Raw genomic sequence first — 17,657 nt, 5'->3', positions numbered from 1 at the left:
CCGATCGCCGGCGCGAGCGCGGTGCACATGGCGAGGCTCTGCTCGATCATCGCCCGGTTCCGGGCCTCGTCGGCCTGGATGCCGTGGACGCAGCGGATCGTGAAATTTTCGGCCGACCGCGCGAGCAGCTCGATCGACTGGAGGAGGTTGTAGGCCATGACCGGCATCATCACGTTCAGCTCGAAATTTCCGGCCTGGCCTCCGATGGCGATCGTCAGATCGTTCCCGATCACCTGGGCCGCGACCATCAAGACCGACTCGGCGATCACCGGGTTGACCTTCCCCGGCATGATCGAGGAGCCGGGCTGCGTGTCGGGAAGGAGGATCTCGGCGATGCCGCATCGCGGACCGGAGCCGAGCCAGCGGATGTCGTTCGCGATCTTCGTCAGGCTCACCGCGACCGTCTTGAGCGCGCCGCTCGCCTCGACCACGGCGTCCTTCGCGGCCTGGGCCTCGAAATGGTTTTCGGCCTCGCGGAAGCCGCAGCCGGTTTCGCCACTCAGGATCGCGATCACCCGTTTCGCAAACTCCGGGTGCGTGTTGATCCCCGTGCCGACGGCCGTGCCGCCCAGCGCAAGCTCCGAAAGGTTCTCCCGGACGGCTTGAACGCGACGGACCGCGAGGGCGACCTGACGCGCATAACCCGAGAATTCCTGCCCCAGCCGGATCGGCGTGGCGTCGGCCAGATGGGTCCGGCCGATCTTGACGATGGCGTCGAACTCCTTCGCCTTGGCCGCGAGCGCTTTCTGCAGTTTGGTCAGGGAAGGGATGAGATCCTTTTCGATCATTTCCAGCGCCGCGACATGGATCGCGGTCGGGATCGCGTCATTGCTGGACTGGCCGAGATTGACGTGATCGTTGGGATGGACCGCTTTTCCGCCGACCGCCTCCCCCGACAGCTCGGCCGCGCGGTTGGCGATCACCTCGTTGGCGTTCATGTTGGTCGAGGTTCCGGAGCCGGTCTGAAAAATGTCCACCACGAACTCCCGGTCGAGTTTTCCGTCGACCACCTCGCGCGCGGCCTGGACGATCGCACGGGCCTTTTTCCTGTCCAGAAGACCCAGTTCTTCGTTCACCTGGGCTCCCGCCCACTTGATCAGGCCGAGGGCCCGGATGAAGGACCGGGAGAAGCGAAGGTCGCTGATCGGGAAGTTTTCAACGGCCCGGAGGGTCTGGATGCCGTAATAGGCCTCGGCCGGGACCTCTTTTTCGCCCATCGTGTCGCGTTCGAGTCGTGTCTTCGGTTTCAAAGGTCTCTCCACAAAATCAGGTTTGTATTAAACGGTGGGATAATTGTACTGCAAGACGCGGTGGGAACTCAACCTGGAAATAAAAACCCCCGGCGCATGACCACGGCACCGGGGGTTTTGGATTCGGCGGGCCGTCCGTTATACGTTGACCGGCACGGTCTTGATGGCGGACTTGACCTTGGAAATCATCTCCGGCGGAAGGGAGGCCATCTTGTGCATGACCTTGGCATGATCGCCCATGATCCGCATCACCTCGTCCTCGGTCTCGGCCCGGATTTCAAACGCGCAGCCCCCCGTCGGATTTGCGTCCAGACACCCTAACTTCTTGTACTGTTTCGTAGGCATGACATCCTCCTTTTGGTTGAGAGAAGGGCGCATCGGATGAGCCCCCTCGATTTTTATATTCCGACCTACTTCATCTTTCTCGGATCCTGATAAATCATCAGATGGGCATACGGGGTGCCTTCCCACATGATATAAGCGCCCATTTTGTTCGGCATGGTCCGAAGGCCGGCTGTTTTGGCGTCAAACGGCCAGAAGACCATCCAATGCGCCGGCTCGGTCAGGAGCTTTGCGCCCGGCTCGTTTTTCATCAAGATCTTTCCGTCCTTTTCAAAATGCCAGCCCCCCTGTGCCATATACGCGATTCCCGGAACCGTATTCGTCGGTTTCTCCGCCCCGCTCATCAAATCGTTCGCCCATTGCCAGGCGGCCGGGTCGCCGCACATCGGGTCCGGCTTCTTCTGGCCGTCGATATCGGGGATACAGGTGAAGCCGTTCGTTCCCTTTCGGGCCTCCATCAACTTACCGTCGGGGCCGGGTATCATGATCGTCGCGTCTTTTGAGATTTCCGCGGGGGCGGCGCTCTCGGCGGTCTTGATCAACTGTTCTTTCGACATCTTCCCGATCGGGCTTTTGCTCATCTCGGCCATTGAAACGGCCGCAACACTGACGGACAAGACCATCATCAATACAAAACCAACGATGCCCATTCGAATCGGCTGCATTTGGCGCCTCCTGTGTGATTGACGGATCAAGAACCGGAACCCGAAAAACAGATCATCGCTACAGTAAAACCGGGACGTATACCCTTCGTATAGGGCGATTCACCCCCTTTCGTGTCATGGCCGCATTTGATGAATGATTGAAATGTTCGGAGTGATTTCAAAGGATGGAGAGATCATGGCATTCCCGGGGCGATAAGGCCCGACACCCTGACCACGCTTATTTTGAACGTTAAAAAGCGTTTTCAGAATAATCCAATTTTATGGCGTCTGTCAAGAGACGCGGAATTCCTTTTGACAGCCCCCGCGGCAAATGTTATATGTCACACAAGTCCCATATGACACATCATCCTCTGATCATCGCCCACCGTGGGGCCTCCGGCCACGCGCCCGAAAATACGATGGCCGCGTTCCGTCTTGCGGTCGAGCAGTCCGCGGACTGGATCGAGCTGGACGTGCACCAGACCGCCGACGGCGGCCTGGTCGTCCTCCATGATTTTACGCTTCGGCGGACGGCGGGCGATCCGCGCCCGGTCCGGGAGCTCACGCTCAAACAGATCAAGGACCTGGATATCGGCTCCTGGTGGGACGGAAGCTACCGGAGCGAGCGGGTGCCGACGCTGGACGAGGTGTTGGGATTCGCCGCCGGCCGCCTCCGCGTCTTCATCGAAATCAAGCGCGGTTCGCCCTTTTATTCCGGGATCGAACGACGGGTGTTGGAGACGATCGCCCGACACCGCGCCGGGGACAGGGTCGCGATCTCGTCGTTCGATATCGCGGCTTTAAATACCCTTCGCGGGCTCGATTCCGGGATCCCCCTGGGACTCCTGACGCGAAAGACGAGGCCGCGGGACATATTGAATGCGGCCGAATCGTTAACGGCCCATTCCATCCATATCTCAACCCATCGTTTCACGAAAACCATTTTGACCCGGGCCCACTCCGCCGGCCTTCCGGTCTATGTTTACACCGTCAACCGCCCGTCCCTGATGAAACGGTATCTCGCCATGGGAGCGGACGGCTTGTTTACCAACTATCCCGACCGGCTGCGGGACCTCCTGGGGAATTCACCTGCTTTAAAATAAGAGACCCTGTTGACCATGACCCTCCCCGCTAGGGCGATTTGTTATGCCGGCTCCTCCGCCAAAAGGAAGAAAAACCGCTTGATGCTATTATTCGGGGCGTGTTAATATTGATCATTATCAATTCCTGGCCCGCATAAACGAGGAGCGATTGTTGCCCCGTCAAACTCCGTCACAACCGTCCGGTCTCAAGACAAAAGAACCCCCGAATTTAGAATGGATCCGAAGCCGTTGCGGGGAGATCCGGAGCCGGCTGATCCGGGACGGCCTCTTCCACCCTCCATCGGAGAAAGAGGCCCCCGCATCCGACGGGGCCGTCAGCCGGATGGCCTGGCGGGTATCGCCGGAACCCTTTTGGATATCGGCCGCCGACCTCGAGGCGATCCGGGACCTGGGACCCCGCTTGCTCGCCTTCTATACGGCCTTGAACCGCCTTTACTTCGCCAGCGTTCGCGGGTCCCAGCCCCGATGGATCAGCCGGTACCTCGATCAGGGAAAACCCGAGGCCGTCGTTGATTACGGACGGATGAACCGGTTCAAAGCGGACCTCCCGGGCGTCATCCGTCCGGACCTGATTCTCACCGACGACGGGTGGATCGTGACCGAGCTGGACTCGGTTCCCGGGGGAATCGGCCTGACGGGAAATCTGTCGCTTCATTATTCCGAATTGGGCGTCGACGTCATCGGCGGGGCGGACGGAATGGTCGAGGGCTTCGCCGCAATGGTCCGGTCCGTCGCGGGCGGTCCCGGTCCAACGCTGGCCGTCGTCGTTTCCGAGGAATCCGAAGACTATCGTCCCGAGATGCGGTGGCTCGGAAACCGCCTCACCCGTGCGGGACTCCGCACCTTCGTAATCGAGCCGGAGCAGATCCGGTTTACCGAGGAAGGACTGACCGTCGACCATCAGGGCGCCCCCGTTCCGATCGATGTGGTGTACCGTTTCTTCGAACTGTTCGATCTCAAGAACATCCCGAAATCCGAGCTGATCCTCTACAGCGCCCGGAAGGAAAAGGTCAAGATCACCCCCCCGGCCAAGACCTGCCTGGAAGAAAAGATGGCCTTCGCGCTGTTTCATCATCCGGCGCTCCGACCGGTCTGGACGGAAACCTTGGGTGAAAAAACCGACGCGGCGCTTCTTCGGATATTTCCGAAGACCTGGATCGTGGACCCGCAGCCGGTTCCGCCGCACGCCGTGATTCCCGGCCTCTCGATCCGGCAGCGGCCCGTGAGCCACTGGGCGGAGCTGACCGCGCTCACGCAGAAGGAACGTCATTACGTCTTGAAACCCTCCGGCTTCTCCGAGAAGGCCTGGGGCAGCCGGGGTGTGGTGGTGGGGCACGACCTTCCCGAAGAGGAATGGGCCCGGGCGCTCGCCGACGCCCAGGCCCAATTTCCCCGGTCTCCGTCCATCCTGCAGGAGTTCCACGGGGGCCGGAAGGTTTCGGTCTGGTACGACGACCCGTCCGAACCGCAGCCCAGGCTCATGGGCGGCCGCGTCCGTCTGTCCCCCTACTATTTCATCGACGGGGAAAAGGCCGATCTGGGGGGGATCCTGGCGACGATCTGCCCGTTGGACAAGAAACTGATCCACGGCATGACCGAGGCCGTGATGGCGCCCTGCGCCGTGAAGGATTAATGCGCGCGGGTGGCCGGGCGGAGCGGTTAAATCGAAGGCGCGGATTGGGACCGGGCCCCTTCGGCTCCGGCGGCCTCCGTTTGACCCGGCTAAGGCTCGGCCGCTAAATTTTGCGAAGGTGAGGCACGCAAAATTTGCCTGTCGTTCCAGGCCGCGTCCTTCGCCAAGCCGTGTGCCCAAACGCAAGCCGAGTCGCCTCTTGGGCCCACCCCAACCGGCCTGTGGATTGAGTCGTAAAGCAGGGCCCGCGGAAGCGATATTTTAAACCATCCATGCAAGGAGGCCGAATGGAAGATTGGCAACGCGAGCTTCAAGCCAGCATCACGAAACCGGAAGACCTCGCCCGCGAGCTGGGCGTGGACCCGGACGCGATCCGGGACGTCATGAAGGAATACCGCATGCGGATCACACCCCACGTGCTGAAGCTGATCAAGGAAAGGGGCGACGCCGTTTGGAAACAGGTCGTCCCGGAGGCGATCGAGGGCGATGACCTCCTGGCCGCGGCCGACCCGCTGAACGAGGATGCCGACAGCCCCGTCCCGCACCTGGTCCACCGCTATCCCGATCGCGTCCTGCTGATGGTCACGAACCAATGTCCCATCTACTGCCGCTTCTGCACTCGCAAGCGACTGGTGGGCAAGCCCGGGTTCATATCCAAAGGAGACCTCGACCGGGCCGTGGATTATATTCATGACCATCCCGAAATCCGGGACGTCATACTTTCCGGAGGCGACCCGCTCCTGCTGACCGACGATCACCTCGAGCGGGTCCTCAAGGCCCTTCGGGCGATCCCGCATCTGGAGATCATCCGGATCGGAAGCCGCGTTCCGGGGAGCCTCCCCTCGCGGATCACCGAAAACCTCTGCGCGATGGTCAAAAAATATCACCCGATCTATATGAACCTGCACTTCAACCACCCCGACGAGATCACCCCGGAGGTGAAACAAGCCTGCGAACGGCTGGCCGACGCCGGGATCCCGCTGGGAAGCCAGACGGTTCTGCTCAAGGGGGTGAACGACGACCCGGAGGTGATGAAGCGCCTGTTGCAAAAACTTCTTGCCTGCCGGGTCAAACCGTACTACATTTATCAGGCCGATCTGACCCGGGGAACCAACCATTTCCGGACCCCGGTGGAGGACGGCCTGGCGATTCTCAAGTCGATCCAGGGCCATACGTCCGGAATGGCGGTTCCGCACTACGTGATCGACGCGCCGGGCGGCGGCGGAAAGATCCCGCTCTTGCCGGCCGATTACCTCGTCGAGCTCAACGGCCGGGAGGCGGTACTGAAAAACTACGGGGGCCGCGTCTACCGATACCCCCAGGTCGAGCCGGACAAGGTCTCGGCCAACCCGCGGGGGGCGAAGGGGCCCTTCAAAATTCTGAACAACGGAGGCGATGAATGATCAAGAGCGACCGGTGGATCCGAAAGATGGCGAATGAACACGGGATGATCGCCCCCTTCGAGGAAAAACAGATCCGGCAGGGCGTGATCTCGTTCGGCGTCTCGTCGTACGGCTACGACATCCGGATCGCGGACGAGTTCAAGATCTTCACCAACATCAACACGACGATCGTGGATCCCAAGAACTTCGACCTGAAATCTTTCGTCGATTTCAAGGGCCCGATCTGCATCATCCCGCCCAATTCGTTCGCCCTGGGAATGAGCGTGGAATATTTCAAAATCCCGCGAAACGTCATGACGATCTGCGTCGGCAAAAGCACCTATGCCCGCTGCGGGATCATCACGAACGTGACACCGTTCGAGCCGGAATGGGAGGGGTTCGTGACCCTCGAGATCTCCAACACCACCCCGCTGCCCGCCAAGATCTACGCCAATGAGGGCATTGCCCAGGTGGTCTTCTTCGAGAGCGACGAGCCCTGCGAAACCTCCTACGCCGACAAGAAGGGGAAATACCAGGCCCAGCGCGGAATCACCGTTCCCCGGATCTGACCCGGGTCATCTTGGGATCCCCGAGAAAACTTCCTCATAAAGCAGCCCGGCCAATACCCGATAGCCCTCGGTGCTCAGATGGAGGCCGTCGTTGGAATAGGCCCCGGCCAAGCGGAGCGTTTCCGGCTCGGCCGTGGCCGTGAAGAGATCGACCGCCGGCTGCGGTTTGGTCCGGCTGTATTCCAGGATGAGGCGGTTGAGGGTTTGTCGGGGGGGAATCCCGTCGTCGAAGCCGAGGATCGAGGGAATGGTCACGGCCACGGGCCGCCCGCCCGCGCCGCGGACCCGCTCGTAGATCGTCACGAGATTTCGCATCACGTCCGGGGGACGCGCGCCCCACCCGAGATCGTTGGTCCCCCCGAGGACGATGACGTAATCCGGCCGAAGCGGAAGGACGTCCGTCCCCAGGCGCAAGGCCATCTCGCCCGTCAGCTCGCCGTTGAGGCCGCGGATCAAGACCTCGGCCGATTCCCCCAGCCGTTCCTGTAAAAACCGTCCGTAGGGCGTGGCCGCCCCGTCCGGATTTTCGGCCGTCGGCGATTGATAGCCCACGGTGAGGCTGTCGCCGAACGCGATGATTCGAAGCGGCCGGGTCATGACGGACGTTTTCCAACCATGATCCTAACCTCCGGTTGAATTTCGCGTTCCTCCTGAGATAAACTGTACGACAAACGGCATTCAGTATAAACCATCCCCCCGCGCGCGACAAGGAGGTCCGATCCATGAAGGTCAAACCGCCCGATCTCACCCGTCAGTTTCCCCGAAGCCCCGGCGAGACGCTCGGGGGGTACGCCCACCTCGCCCGCATGGCCGACAAGGCGCGGGCCAAGGCGGCGGGCACCGTCGGGGAGTATATCTATCCCTGCCCCCTGGACCTCGCGCTGCTCGAATTCCTGACGATCGACCCGGACGCCTTCTACGAGGCGGTCCAGATAAAGGACGACCGGGAACTGCTGGGCTGGGTCCGGGAAAAGGCGGCAACCCGGAATCCCGAGGAAATCGAATCCTGGAACCGGGCCTTTCTGAGCCGGAAACCTCGTAACCAGGATAGCCAGCGCCGTTTCGATGAAATCCGGAACCGGCTCGCCCCGCACCGCACCGACATCACCGCATGGCCGGATCTGTTAGATCTGGAAGAAGGCCGCGAGGTACCGGTGCGGAGGGCGGACGGATAATCTTTTGCGCTTGACAACCTTTCCCCCCATGTGGTAAACAGTAATTATTATCAATTAGGAATCATTCTTATGTTCCTCACGCCCGAGCAGCTTCGAAGGCATTTCCAGGATCGCGGCCTCAAGTTCACGAGCCAGCGGTATGCCATCTACCGGGCGCTGGCCGGGTCGACCGAACATCCCAGCGTGGAGGATCTTTACTCGACGGTCAAGAAGGCCTACCCGACCCTGTCGATGAACACGGTCTACAACACCCTCGAGAGCCTGAAGGACGTCGGGATCGCGTCGGAGATCAGCCTCTGGCACGACAAGGCCCGGTTTGACGCCAACCAGGCCGCCCATCATCACCTCGTCTGCCTGCGTTGCAAAAAAATCGAGGACCTCTACGACGACACCCTGGATCGCCTGGCCCTATCGCCCAAGGCCAAGCACCGTTACCGGATCACGGGACACCGGGTCGAATTTCACGGCTACTGCAGCGATTGCAAATCCAAACTAACCAAACCCCAAAAAAGGAGGTAAGCACCATGGCCAAGAAAGCCTTGAAAGGATCGAAGACCTGGCAAAATCTAAAGGATGGATTCGCCGGAGAATCCCAGGCCAACCGACGCTATCTTTATTTTGCCCGTCGCGCCGACATCGAGGGACAACCCGACATCGCCGGCGTGTTCCGGGACACGGCCGAGGGCGAGACCGGGCATGCCTTCGGACATTTTGATTACCTGGCCGAGGTCGGCGACCCGGTCACGGGCGTGGCCGTCGGCGACACCGCGGCCAATCTGAAGTCCGCGATCGAAGGCGAAACCTACGAGTACACCCAGATGTATCCCGGATTCGCCAAGACCGCCCGCGAAGAAGGGTTCGAAGAGATCTCGGAATGGTTCGAGACGCTGGCCAAGGCCGAAAAGTCCCATGCGGGACGATTTACCAAGGCCCTGGACAGCATCAAGAAGTAATTCGCCGGGGAAACGGGATGATCGCCTTCGACTCCCCCCGATTCAAAGAACCGGAAGCCCTCCGGGCCGAAACCTTGCGGGTCTACGAGATCTGCAACGGATGCCGGAGGTGTTTTAACCTCTGTCCGTCCTTTGATGTCCTGTTCCGCGGCATCGACGACAAGGACGGCGAGGTCGCCGCGCTTGACGCGCCGCTTCACGATCGGGTGGTGGATCTCTGTTATTACTGCAAGCTTTGTTTCAACCACTGTCCCTATTGTCCGCCGCACCCATACGACCTGGATTTTCCGCGGCTGATGCTTTGGGGAAAACATCTGATGGCGAAACGGCGGCCGGCCGGATTTAGGGACCGTCTTTTGGTGAACGTGGATTTCGTGGGACGCTTGGGCGGGATGATCGCGCCCCTGGCCAATTGGGCCCTCCGCCGGCCGTTCTTCCGCCGGATGCTGGAGGGCGTGACGGGCATTCACCGGGAGCGGCTGTTCCCGGACTTCCGGTGGCGGTCGTTTGCATCGTGGTTCGGACAAATTCGGAAATCAGGTAGATCTACCGTAGGGGCGGCTCTCCGTGGCCGCACTGACATAGGGCAGGCACGGGGACCTGCCCCCACAACCGAGAAGATTGCCTTGTTCTACACCTGCTACGTCAACCGCCACGATCCCGAGATCGGCAAGGCCGCGATTCAGGTCCTCGAGAAAAACGGCGTCGAGGTGATCTGTCCTGAACAGGAATGCTGCGGAATGCCCTATTTCGACATCGGGGATCTGGACGCGGTTCGCCGGAAAGCCCGGTCGAATTTGAAGCGTCTCGCGGCCGCGGTGGACGGGGGCTACAAGATCGTATCGCCGATGCCGACCTGCAGCCTGATGCTGAAGAAGGAATATCCGGACCTCGTTCCGACCGAGGAGGCGCGAAAGGTCGCGGCCAACACGTACGACCTCTGCGAATACCTCATGAAACTCGAAGGGATGGGAAAGCTCGCGAAGGATTTCGTGTCCAGTCCCGGGAAGATCGCCTACCAGGTCCCCTGCCATCTGAGGGATCAGAACATCGGGTTGAAGTCGCGCGACCTGATGAAGTTGATTCCCGGAGCCACCGTCGAAGTGATCGAACGGTGCTCCGGGCATGACGGCACGTTCGGGGTCAAAAAGGAATTCTACGACCTCTCGCTCAAGGTCGGACGAAAGGCCTTCGCGGCCGTGGAGAATGCGGAGCCGGACGTGGCCGTTTCGGACTGTCCCCTTTCCGGAATCGCGCTCACCCAAAGCACCGGGAAGAAGTCGGTCCACCCGATTCAGGTGGTTCAGAAGGCCTACGGGTTGAAATAATAACTGGAGATTCCCATGAACACGCTTGAGCTCAAAGACATCAAGCCGCTCCCGGAATACGAGGCCGTTCGCAAACCGTTCCGGGATCGGATCATCGCCCTCAAGAAAAGGCGCCGGGTTCCGCTCGGGGAACGGATCACGCTGGTGTTCGAGAACCGGGACACGGTCCTGTTCCAGATTCAGGAGATGATGCGCGTGGAGCATATCTACGATCCGGCCAAAATCCAGGACGAGCTGGACACTTACAACCCGCTGATCGCCGGTCCGGGTGAGTTGTCGGCCACGCTGTTCATCGAGATCACGGAGCCCGAACGAATCAAGGAGACCTTGGATCAACTCCGCGGGATCGATAACGGTCGTTGCCTTTTTTTCGAAATCGGCGCCGACCGGATCGACGGACGGTTCGAGGAAGGGCACAGCAACGAGGAGAAGCTCAGCGCGGTTCATTATGTCCGCTTCCGTTTCACCCCGGAACAGCGGGCCGCCTTCCGCAACGATCAAGTTCCGGCGGCGCTGACCGCGGACCATCCCCATTACCGGGTCCGAACGCCGCTCGGCAAGGATGTCCGGCACGAACTTTCGGAAGATTTTCTTTAAACAACGATCCATTGTCATAACCCTGAAGGAGGGGATCACCATGAAACGAGGTTCAAGCAAATGGTCCATCGCACAAGGCGCGGGGCTCACGGCCGCGCTGGTCGTTCTGCTCTTCGGTTCACTCCAGGCCATCGGAGCGGAGCCGAAGGAATTCAGACCGCCGATTCCGCTGGGACTGGAAGCGGATCAATTTTACGTGCCGAACGACAACCCTCTGACCCGGGAAAAAGTTGAACTGGGACGGCAGCTTTTCTTTGACAAGCGCCTGTCCAAGGAGAACACGATCGCCTGCGCCGTCTGCCACATGCCGGCGCTCGCCTTCACCGACGGTCAGCCCGTCTCCTCCGGGGTCCGGCACCAGCAGGGGGGACGAAGCGCCCCGATGGCGATCAACCGGGCCTTTTCCAAGGCCCAGTTCTGGGACGGGAGGGCGGCCACGCTCGAAGACCAGTCGGTCGGGCCCTTCGTGAACCCGGTCGAGCACGGTTTCGCCGACTATAAGGAAATGATCGAGAAGATGAACAAGATCGAGGGCTATAAAAAAGAGTTCAAGGAGGTCTTCGGCGGCGAGATCACGGTCGATAAGATCGGGAAGGCCATCGCCAGCTTCCAGCGTACGATCCTCTCCGGCAACAGCCCCTTCGACAAATTCGACGTCGGCGGTGAAGAAAACGCCCTCTCGCCGGCCGCGAAGCGAGGGTTGGACCTCTTCCGGAACAAGGCCCGCTGCACAAAGTGTCACTCCGGCTTCAACTTCACGGATGAGAAGTTCCACAACCTCGGGATCGGGTTCGACAAGGACATGGTGGACACGGGGCGGTTTCACGTCACAAAGGACCCCAAGGACATGGGCGCCTTCAAAACCCCCAGCCTGCGCGAAATTTCACGGACCGCGCCGTATATGAACGACGGCCGCTTCGCCACCTTGATGGACGTGGTGAATTTTTATAACCAGGGCGGAATCAAAAATCCCTTCCAGGACCCGCTGATCATCCCGCTCGATCTCACGGAAAACGAGAAAAAGGACCTGGTCGAGTTCCTGAACAGTCTCAGCGGCGAAGGGTGGCAGAACATCACGCCGCCCTCCGAGTTCCCGATGTAATACAAACGACAATAATCCTGTTCCATTGCCGGGTCCTGTCCTTCGACAGCCCCACCGTGCTCGCCACCCCGCCCGGTGTAGGGACCCCGGCTGCGCTCGGCGGGGCGCCCCGTCTCCGGCCACCCGCCGAATGTCAGTCTAATATTTTCGTTTGTATTAGTAAAAACCCGTTGACGTAGCAACTCCGCGGCCCGTAAAATAGAACCATATACGGAGACCAATTATGCCCGTAACCGAGAAAGAAGTATTGGCCGCCTTAAGCAAGATCCAGGATCCGGATCTCCACAAAGATATCGTCGCGCTGGGCTTCGTCCAGAACATCAAGATCCGGGATTCCCAGGTCGGCTTTGATATCGTCCTGACCACCCCCGCCTGCCCCGTCCGGGACCAGATGCGCGAGGAGGCCCAACGTCTCATCGCGGCCCTTCCGGGCGTATCCAAGGTGGACATCAACATGACCTCCAATGTCACCAAGGGGATCAGCGGCGTCAAAGAAGATTACATCCCGTTGGTGAAAAACGCGATCGCGATCAGCAGCGGGAAGGGCGGCGTGGGAAAATCGACCGTCAGCGCCACGCTCGCGGTCGCGCTGGCCGAGACGGGCGCGAAGGTCGGCTTGATGGACGCCGATTTCTACGGCCCGAACATCCCCATGATGATGGGGGCCGAGGAACCGCCGAGCCAGCGGGACAACAAACTGCTCCCGGCCGTGGGCCACGGAGTCAAACTCATGTCGATGGGATACCTCGTCCCCGAAGACCAGCCGATCGTCTGGCGCGGCCCCATGATCCACGGAGCGATCCAGCAGTTCCTCCGGGACGTGGAGTGGGGCGAACTCGACTATCTCCTCGTCGATCTCCCGCCGGGAACGGGCGACGCGCAACTCTCGATCTCGCAACTCGTGCCCTTGACCGGGGCGGTCATCGTCACCACCCCCCAGAACGTCGCGCTGCACGATTCCAAAAAAGGGCTCGCCATGTTCCAGAAGGTAAACGTTCCGGTGCTCGGAATCATCGAGAACATGAGCTACTTTGTCTGCTCGCATTGCCACGAACGGACCGAGATCTTCAGTCACGGCGGGGGCCGGCTCGCCGCGGAGAAACTCGACGTTCCGTTTCTTGGAGAGATCCCGATCGATCCCGAGGTCCGGGTCGGCGGGGACAGCGGGGCTCCGGTTCTCGTTTCCCACCCCGACTCCCCCACCGCCGAGGCGTTCCGAAAAATCGCCCGGGCCATCGCGGCCCAGATCAGCATCCAGAACGCCAAACGCCAGACCCTCAAAATCATCGGTTGAAGGACGGGGCCATCCGGGCCGCCGGCCGCGTTGACACACCGTCGGATTCTATGCTAACCTAACCACCTCTGCACGGAGTATGTCGCGTGGACCAAAAACTCTTATCCATCGAGCGGCTGATCGGGCTCGCCATGATCATCATGGGGTTTCTGAACATCCTGCTTTCCATCGAACATGACCTGGACATCATGCCGGTGATCTTATTCCTGTCCGGCGTCATCCTTTTCGTCCATAGCAGCGTCGAGACCTGGCATAAATGGGGCCTGATCGCCATGACCGTTGCGGCCGGCATTGTTTTTAAGGTCTACGAGATTGATCCGGTGGTCACCTACTGGTACAAGATGATCCTTTTTTACGGGACGATCCTCACGGGCATCTTCTTCGTTCTCAGCCACCGGGTCAAGTCAAGCTCATGAGCGCCGAGCGGCTCAAAGGACTGGAACTGGAGATCGATCAGTACCGGATCGCGCAGGAGCCTTTTTATATCCCGGTCCGGAGCGAGGCGGAGCTCTTCCGCACCGCCTACCTGAATCGAATGCCGGTCATGCTCAAGGGCCCGACGGGCTGCGGCAAGACCCGCTTCGTCCAGCACATGGCCTACCAGCTCAAGCGCCCGCTGATCACGATCGCCTGCCATGAAGACCTGACGGCCTCGGACATCGTGGGACGTTATCTCCTCCGGGGCGATGAGACCGTCTGGGTCGACGGCCCGCTGACCCTGGCCGTCAAACACGGCGCGATCTGTTATCTGGACGAGGTGGTGGAGGCCCGCAAGGACACGACGGTCGTGATCCATCCTTTGACGGACGACCGGCGGATCCTTCCGATCGAGAAGAAGGGCCAGGTGATCGAGGCGGTGGACGAGTTCATGCTCGTGATTTCCTACAATCCCGGTTATCAAAGCGTCCTCAAGGAGCTCAAGCAAAGCACCAAGCAACGGTTCATGGCGATCGAGTTCGATTACCCCCCGAAAGAGATGGAGGTCCGCATCCTCCGACACGAGACCGGCCTGGGCGAGGCCGTCGCACAGAGCCTCGTCAAACTGGGCGAGAAAGTCCGGAATTTGAAAAACCACGGACTGGAGGAGGGCGTCAGCACGCGCCTGCTCGTCTATGCCGGAGAGCTCATTCAAAAAGGAATCGATCCCCGGACGGCCTGCGAGGCGGCCGTCACCCAGCCCATCACGGACGACCCCGATATGCATCGGAGCCTCTCCGAAATCGTCAACAGCATTTTTCCTTGATCGGCCATGACCGACCCGAACCCGCCGGTGCCGCTCCCCTCCGCATTGACCCGCCTTTGCGACCGCGAGCTGGATTCCGCCCAGCGACAGGCGTTTCTGAAGGCCGTCTCCGCCGTCAGCCCGTCGGATCGAAGCGCGCTCCTTGAACTTCTGGAGGAGCTGGTCGAGGCCGCGCCGAAACCGGCCGCCATCGGTCTCCGAAATTTTCCCCGGGTCCTCGAAATGTGGGATCCGGCTCAAACCCTTTCCTGGCTGGATCTGGGCACGTCGATGGCGTCGCAGTCCTCCGCGGCGGCGCAGAAATATTTTTTGGAGAGTCCGGACCTCCTGTCAGAGATCCATACTCCCCAACGGGCCGCGCTCCTTCGACTGGGGCTCGAGCTCAGCGACGGTCATTACGGCGTTCTCATGGACTTCATCCGGGCCTGTCCTCACCTCCCCCCCGGAATCGGAACGGACGACCTGACCGTCTGGATGGAAACCGGCCGACGGCTGGCGGAAGAGGACACGGTGCTGGCGGTCGAATATTTCCGGATCAGTCCCAGGGTCCTTCACCCGATTCCGATCGCCGACCTTCCGCGCTGGGTTGAATTGGGGCGTCTCCTGGTCGAGCCGAACACATTGGGCAAACCCGATTATCTGAACGCGATCGAATTCTTCCGCCTCAGCCCCGAAATACTCGCAAGCATCGAACCGCCGGACCTTCGACGGCCGTTCCTGGAACTGGGAATCGGGCTGTCCCGCCGGGCCGCCGCCCTCGGAATGGACTATCTTCGATCCGGCCCGACGATTCTTCGGGAGATGGAATCCCCGGCCCGCCGTCGTCTGTTCCTCTCCCAGGCGCAGCGGGTGGCCGATTCGATTCGATCGGACCGGGAAGCGTCCGTCGTTCTGGACTATCTGAAAGAGGGTTCGAAGATTTTCCGGGCCTTCGAATACAACCCGGCCGACTTCATAGGCTGGGTCGACGCCGGTCTCTCCCTGCTGGCGGGGAACCCCGAACGCGCCCGGGCGTATTTCAGCGGACGATCGAAAACGGGGCAGGAAACGACCGAGCGGCTTATCGGCGGGGTGTCCCTCAAGACGGTCGGCCGGACCCTGACGCTGTTCGCCGAGGCCCTCTCCGGACGATCCGTCGCGATCAGGCCGACCGCGGATCTTCCGGATCCCGTTCGGGAGACGGTCGGCGATGCCCCGACCGGCGACGGACGGACGATCTTTCTCCCGTCCCGGATTCGCCTGTTCCCCCGTGACGAGGATAACTTCCGGCTGTACAAGACCTCCACGCTGCATGAGGCCGGACACCTTGAGTTCGGAACCTTTGAGCCGGACCTTCGGGCCATGCAAGAGGTCATCGACGGGGTGCGGACCGAATACGGCCGGGCGTCGTCGGAACCCGGCGGGGTTCTTACCGTCGCCGATTATTTGAACCTTTTCCCGAACCCGTCCTGGGCCCGGGCGCTCTGGACCGTTTTGGAAGACGCCCGGGTCGATTTCCGGCTTCGGGCCCAGTATCCCGGCGCGCGTCGTGACATGGACCAGATCGTCGCGCTGGACCTCCAATCCCGGCCGAAGCTGGAGGCCCTTCCCCCGCGGACGGCGGTTCATGAAGCCCTGCTCCAGCTTTCGATCACGGACACGACCGAGGTCCCGCTGGAGCTGGCCGAAACCGTCTCGGGCGCGTACGATCTCCTTCTTGAGGTCAAGAACCCGGCCGCCACGTCGACCGACTCCCTCCGGGTATTGGCCCGGCTCTACCGTTTTCTTGAAGAACAATTCAAACGCTTTCCGTCGGTAGCGGGCGAGTCCGATCCCCTCGGCGTGCAGGAAAAGACAGCCGATCCTCACTCGGATCCGACGGCCGCTTCCCAGCGGCGGGAGACGCGCCCTTCCCCGTCCGCGTTTTCATACCGCGGCGTGATGCATCCCGACTGGGTCCGGTCCCGTTCCGAAGAAAAGACGGTCCCGATCGATCCGGCCCGCACAGGGTCCGCTCCTCCGGCCTCCCCTTCGGGCGAGCCCCGGAATAAATTCCTGGAAAACAGCCAAACGGAAGCCGCCACGAAGGAAAAGGCGCCCGACCTCGGATTCAAAGACGCGCCCGCCCCTTCCCGGCCGGCCCGGGACTCCGAAACCCCGATTTTTCTCTATGACGAATGGGACGACGCGGCCCAGGAGTACCGGCCCCGCTGGTGCCGTCTGTACGAACACCGTCTCCGGCCGGAATCGAGCCGGAGGGTTCAGGAGACCCTTTCTTCCAACGCGCCGGTCCTGCGGCTTCTCCGGCGCCATTTTCAGGGCCTGAGGCCGGAAGCCTTCCGGAAGGTGAAGCGGCAGGCCGGCGGCGATCAACTCGACATGGACGCCATTGTCGAAGCCCGCACCGAGCTGCGCAGCGGCCAGACGCCGCACGAGAACTTTTACATCCGGAACGAGAAACAGGTGCGCGACGTGGCGGTCGCCTTTCTGATCGATATGAGCGGCTCGACCGGCCGGCAGATCCCCTCGTCCCGTAAACGCGTCATCGAGGTCGAACAGGAGGCCCTGATTTTAATGGCCGAAGCCCTTCAGGCCGTCGGAGACGCTTTCGCGATTTACGGATTTTCGGGGGATTCGAAGGACCGGGTCGATTTCTACGTCATCAAGGATTTCTCCGACGCCTTCAACCCCGTCATCCATGAACGGATCGGCGCGATGCGGGCCCTGAACCAGAATCGGGACGGAACGGCCATCCGGCACACGCTGGCCAAACTGGGACAACAACGGGCGAAGACCCGGTTGCTCATCCTGTTGAGCGACGGAAAACCCCTGGATGCCGGCTATGCCGGCGCTTATTCCCTGCAGGACACGAAGCACGCGCTGAGGGAAGCCCGGATGCGCGGCGTTCATCCGTACTGCATCACGATCGACCAGGAGGCCAGCCGCTACGTGACCGAGATGTACGGCGAGGTCGGTCATACGATCATCGACCGGGTCGCGACGCTGCCGGACAAACTGCCCCGAATTTACAAACGATTGACGACCTAGAAGGAGGGAGGCCCC

At 61.0% G+C, this 17,657-nt stretch carries 18 protein-coding genes; 14 read left to right on the top strand and 4 right to left on the bottom strand.

Annotated elements, in window-relative coordinates:
- The 3 genes from VMN77_03580 to VMN77_03570 form a co-directional block, all read right to left on the bottom strand.
- Positions 1 to 1,217 (bottom strand): class II fumarate hydratase (locus tag VMN77_03580; GenBank protein ID HTN42858.1); only part of this gene is annotated, 1,217 nt, incomplete at its 3' end.
- Positions 1,218 to 1,388: 171 nt separating this feature from the next.
- On the bottom strand, positions 1,389 to 1,595 hold the full coding sequence (locus tag VMN77_03575) for a DUF1059 domain-containing protein (GenBank protein ID HTN42857.1): 207 nt from the start codon (positions 1,593 to 1,595) through the stop codon (positions 1,389 to 1,391).
- Between the two features lie 65 nt (positions 1,596 to 1,660).
- Entirely contained in the window at positions 1,661 to 2,257 is a 597-nt protein-coding gene (locus VMN77_03570) for a hypothetical protein (protein ID HTN42856.1), read from the bottom strand.
- Positions 2,258 to 2,592: 335 nt separating this feature from the next.
- Between VMN77_03570 and VMN77_03565 the strand changes: the two genes are divergently transcribed.
- The 4 genes from VMN77_03565 (at position 2,593) to dcd (ending at position 6,923) form a co-directional block, all read left to right on the top strand.
- Positions 2,593 to 3,339, top strand: coding sequence for a glycerophosphodiester phosphodiesterase family protein (locus VMN77_03565; GenBank protein ID HTN42855.1), 747 nt, complete (start codon positions 2,593 to 2,595; stop codon positions 3,337 to 3,339).
- A 151-nt stretch (positions 3,340 to 3,490) separates the two neighbouring features.
- On the top strand, positions 3,491 to 4,972 hold the full coding sequence (locus VMN77_03560) for a hypothetical protein (protein HTN42854.1): 1,482 nt from the start codon (positions 3,491 to 3,493) through the stop codon (positions 4,970 to 4,972).
- Between the two features lie 287 nt (positions 4,973 to 5,259).
- Positions 5,260 to 6,375 carry a KamA family radical SAM protein gene (locus VMN77_03555; GenBank protein HTN42853.1) on the top strand — a complete coding sequence of 372 codons (1,116 nt, stop codon included), beginning with the start codon at positions 5,260 to 5,262 and terminating at the stop codon, positions 6,373 to 6,375.
- Positions 6,372 to 6,923: a dCTP deaminase gene (gene dcd / locus VMN77_03550; GenBank protein ID HTN42852.1), complete on the top strand. Its 552-nt coding sequence runs from the start codon at positions 6,372 to 6,374 to the stop codon at positions 6,921 to 6,923. Before VMN77_03555 ends, dcd begins: the two co-directional genes overlap by 4 nt.
- A 6-nt stretch (positions 6,924 to 6,929) precedes the next feature.
- On the opposite strand, the gene VMN77_03545 is transcribed toward dcd, so the two are convergent.
- The gene (locus VMN77_03545; protein ID HTN42851.1) at positions 6,930 to 7,520 is read right to left on the bottom strand and encodes a GDSL-type esterase/lipase family protein; all 591 of its coding nucleotides are present in this window, start codon (positions 7,518 to 7,520) and stop codon (positions 6,930 to 6,932) included.
- A gap of 125 nt (positions 7,521 to 7,645) precedes the next feature.
- Here VMN77_03545 and VMN77_03540 point away from each other — a divergent pair, with 125 nt between their 5' ends.
- From VMN77_03540 to VMN77_03495, 10 genes are all read left to right on the top strand, one after another.
- The gene (locus tag VMN77_03540) at positions 7,646 to 8,098 is read left to right on the top strand and encodes a DUF5069 domain-containing protein (GenBank protein ID HTN42850.1); all 453 of its coding nucleotides are present in this window, start codon (positions 7,646 to 7,648) and stop codon (positions 8,096 to 8,098) included.
- Between the two features lie 69 nt (positions 8,099 to 8,167).
- Positions 8,168 to 8,617 (top strand): transcriptional repressor, encoded by a 450-nt coding sequence (locus VMN77_03535; GenBank protein ID HTN42849.1) that lies wholly within the window; start codon positions 8,168 to 8,170, stop codon positions 8,615 to 8,617.
- A 5-nt stretch (positions 8,618 to 8,622) separates the two neighbouring features.
- Positions 8,623 to 9,051: a rubrerythrin family protein gene (locus VMN77_03530; GenBank protein HTN42848.1), complete on the top strand. Its 429-nt coding sequence runs from the start codon at positions 8,623 to 8,625 to the stop codon at positions 9,049 to 9,051.
- A 17-nt stretch (positions 9,052 to 9,068) separates the two neighbouring features.
- Entirely contained in the window at positions 9,069 to 10,379 is a 1,311-nt protein-coding gene (locus VMN77_03525) for a heterodisulfide reductase-related iron-sulfur binding cluster (protein HTN42847.1), read from the top strand.
- Between the two features lie 15 nt (positions 10,380 to 10,394).
- Complete coding sequence (locus tag VMN77_03520; GenBank protein HTN42846.1) at positions 10,395 to 10,976, top strand: DUF3501 family protein; 582 nt, start codon at positions 10,395 to 10,397, stop codon at positions 10,974 to 10,976.
- A 40-nt stretch (positions 10,977 to 11,016) separates the two neighbouring features.
- Positions 11,017 to 12,078 (top strand): cytochrome c peroxidase, encoded by a 1,062-nt coding sequence (locus VMN77_03515; protein HTN42845.1) that lies wholly within the window; start codon positions 11,017 to 11,019, stop codon positions 12,076 to 12,078.
- A gap of 223 nt (positions 12,079 to 12,301) precedes the next feature.
- Positions 12,302 to 13,372, top strand: a complete 1,071-nt coding sequence (locus VMN77_03510; GenBank protein HTN42844.1) for an Mrp/NBP35 family ATP-binding protein — start codon at positions 12,302 to 12,304, stop codon at positions 13,370 to 13,372.
- 86 nt (positions 13,373 to 13,458) lie between these two features.
- Entirely contained in the window at positions 13,459 to 13,788 is a 330-nt protein-coding gene (locus tag VMN77_03505; GenBank protein HTN42843.1) for a hypothetical protein, read from the top strand.
- Positions 13,785 to 14,615, top strand: a complete 831-nt coding sequence (locus VMN77_03500) for a CbbQ/NirQ/NorQ/GpvN family protein (GenBank protein HTN42842.1) — start codon at positions 13,785 to 13,787, stop codon at positions 14,613 to 14,615. Before VMN77_03505 ends, VMN77_03500 begins: the two co-directional genes overlap by 4 nt.
- Positions 14,616 to 14,621: 6 nt before the next feature.
- On the top strand, positions 14,622 to 17,642 hold the full coding sequence (locus tag VMN77_03495) for a VWA domain-containing protein (GenBank protein ID HTN42841.1): 3,021 nt from the start codon (positions 14,622 to 14,624) through the stop codon (positions 17,640 to 17,642).
- Positions 17,643 to 17,657: the final 15 nt, after the last annotated feature.

The organism is Nitrospiria bacterium (assembly GCA_035498035.1).
Lineage (GTDB): Bacteria > Nitrospirota > Nitrospiria > JACQBZ01 > JACQBZ01 > JACQBZ01.
The sequence above is the reverse complement of the archived record's forward strand: the minus strand, read 5'-3'. Positions and strand labels throughout refer to the sequence as shown.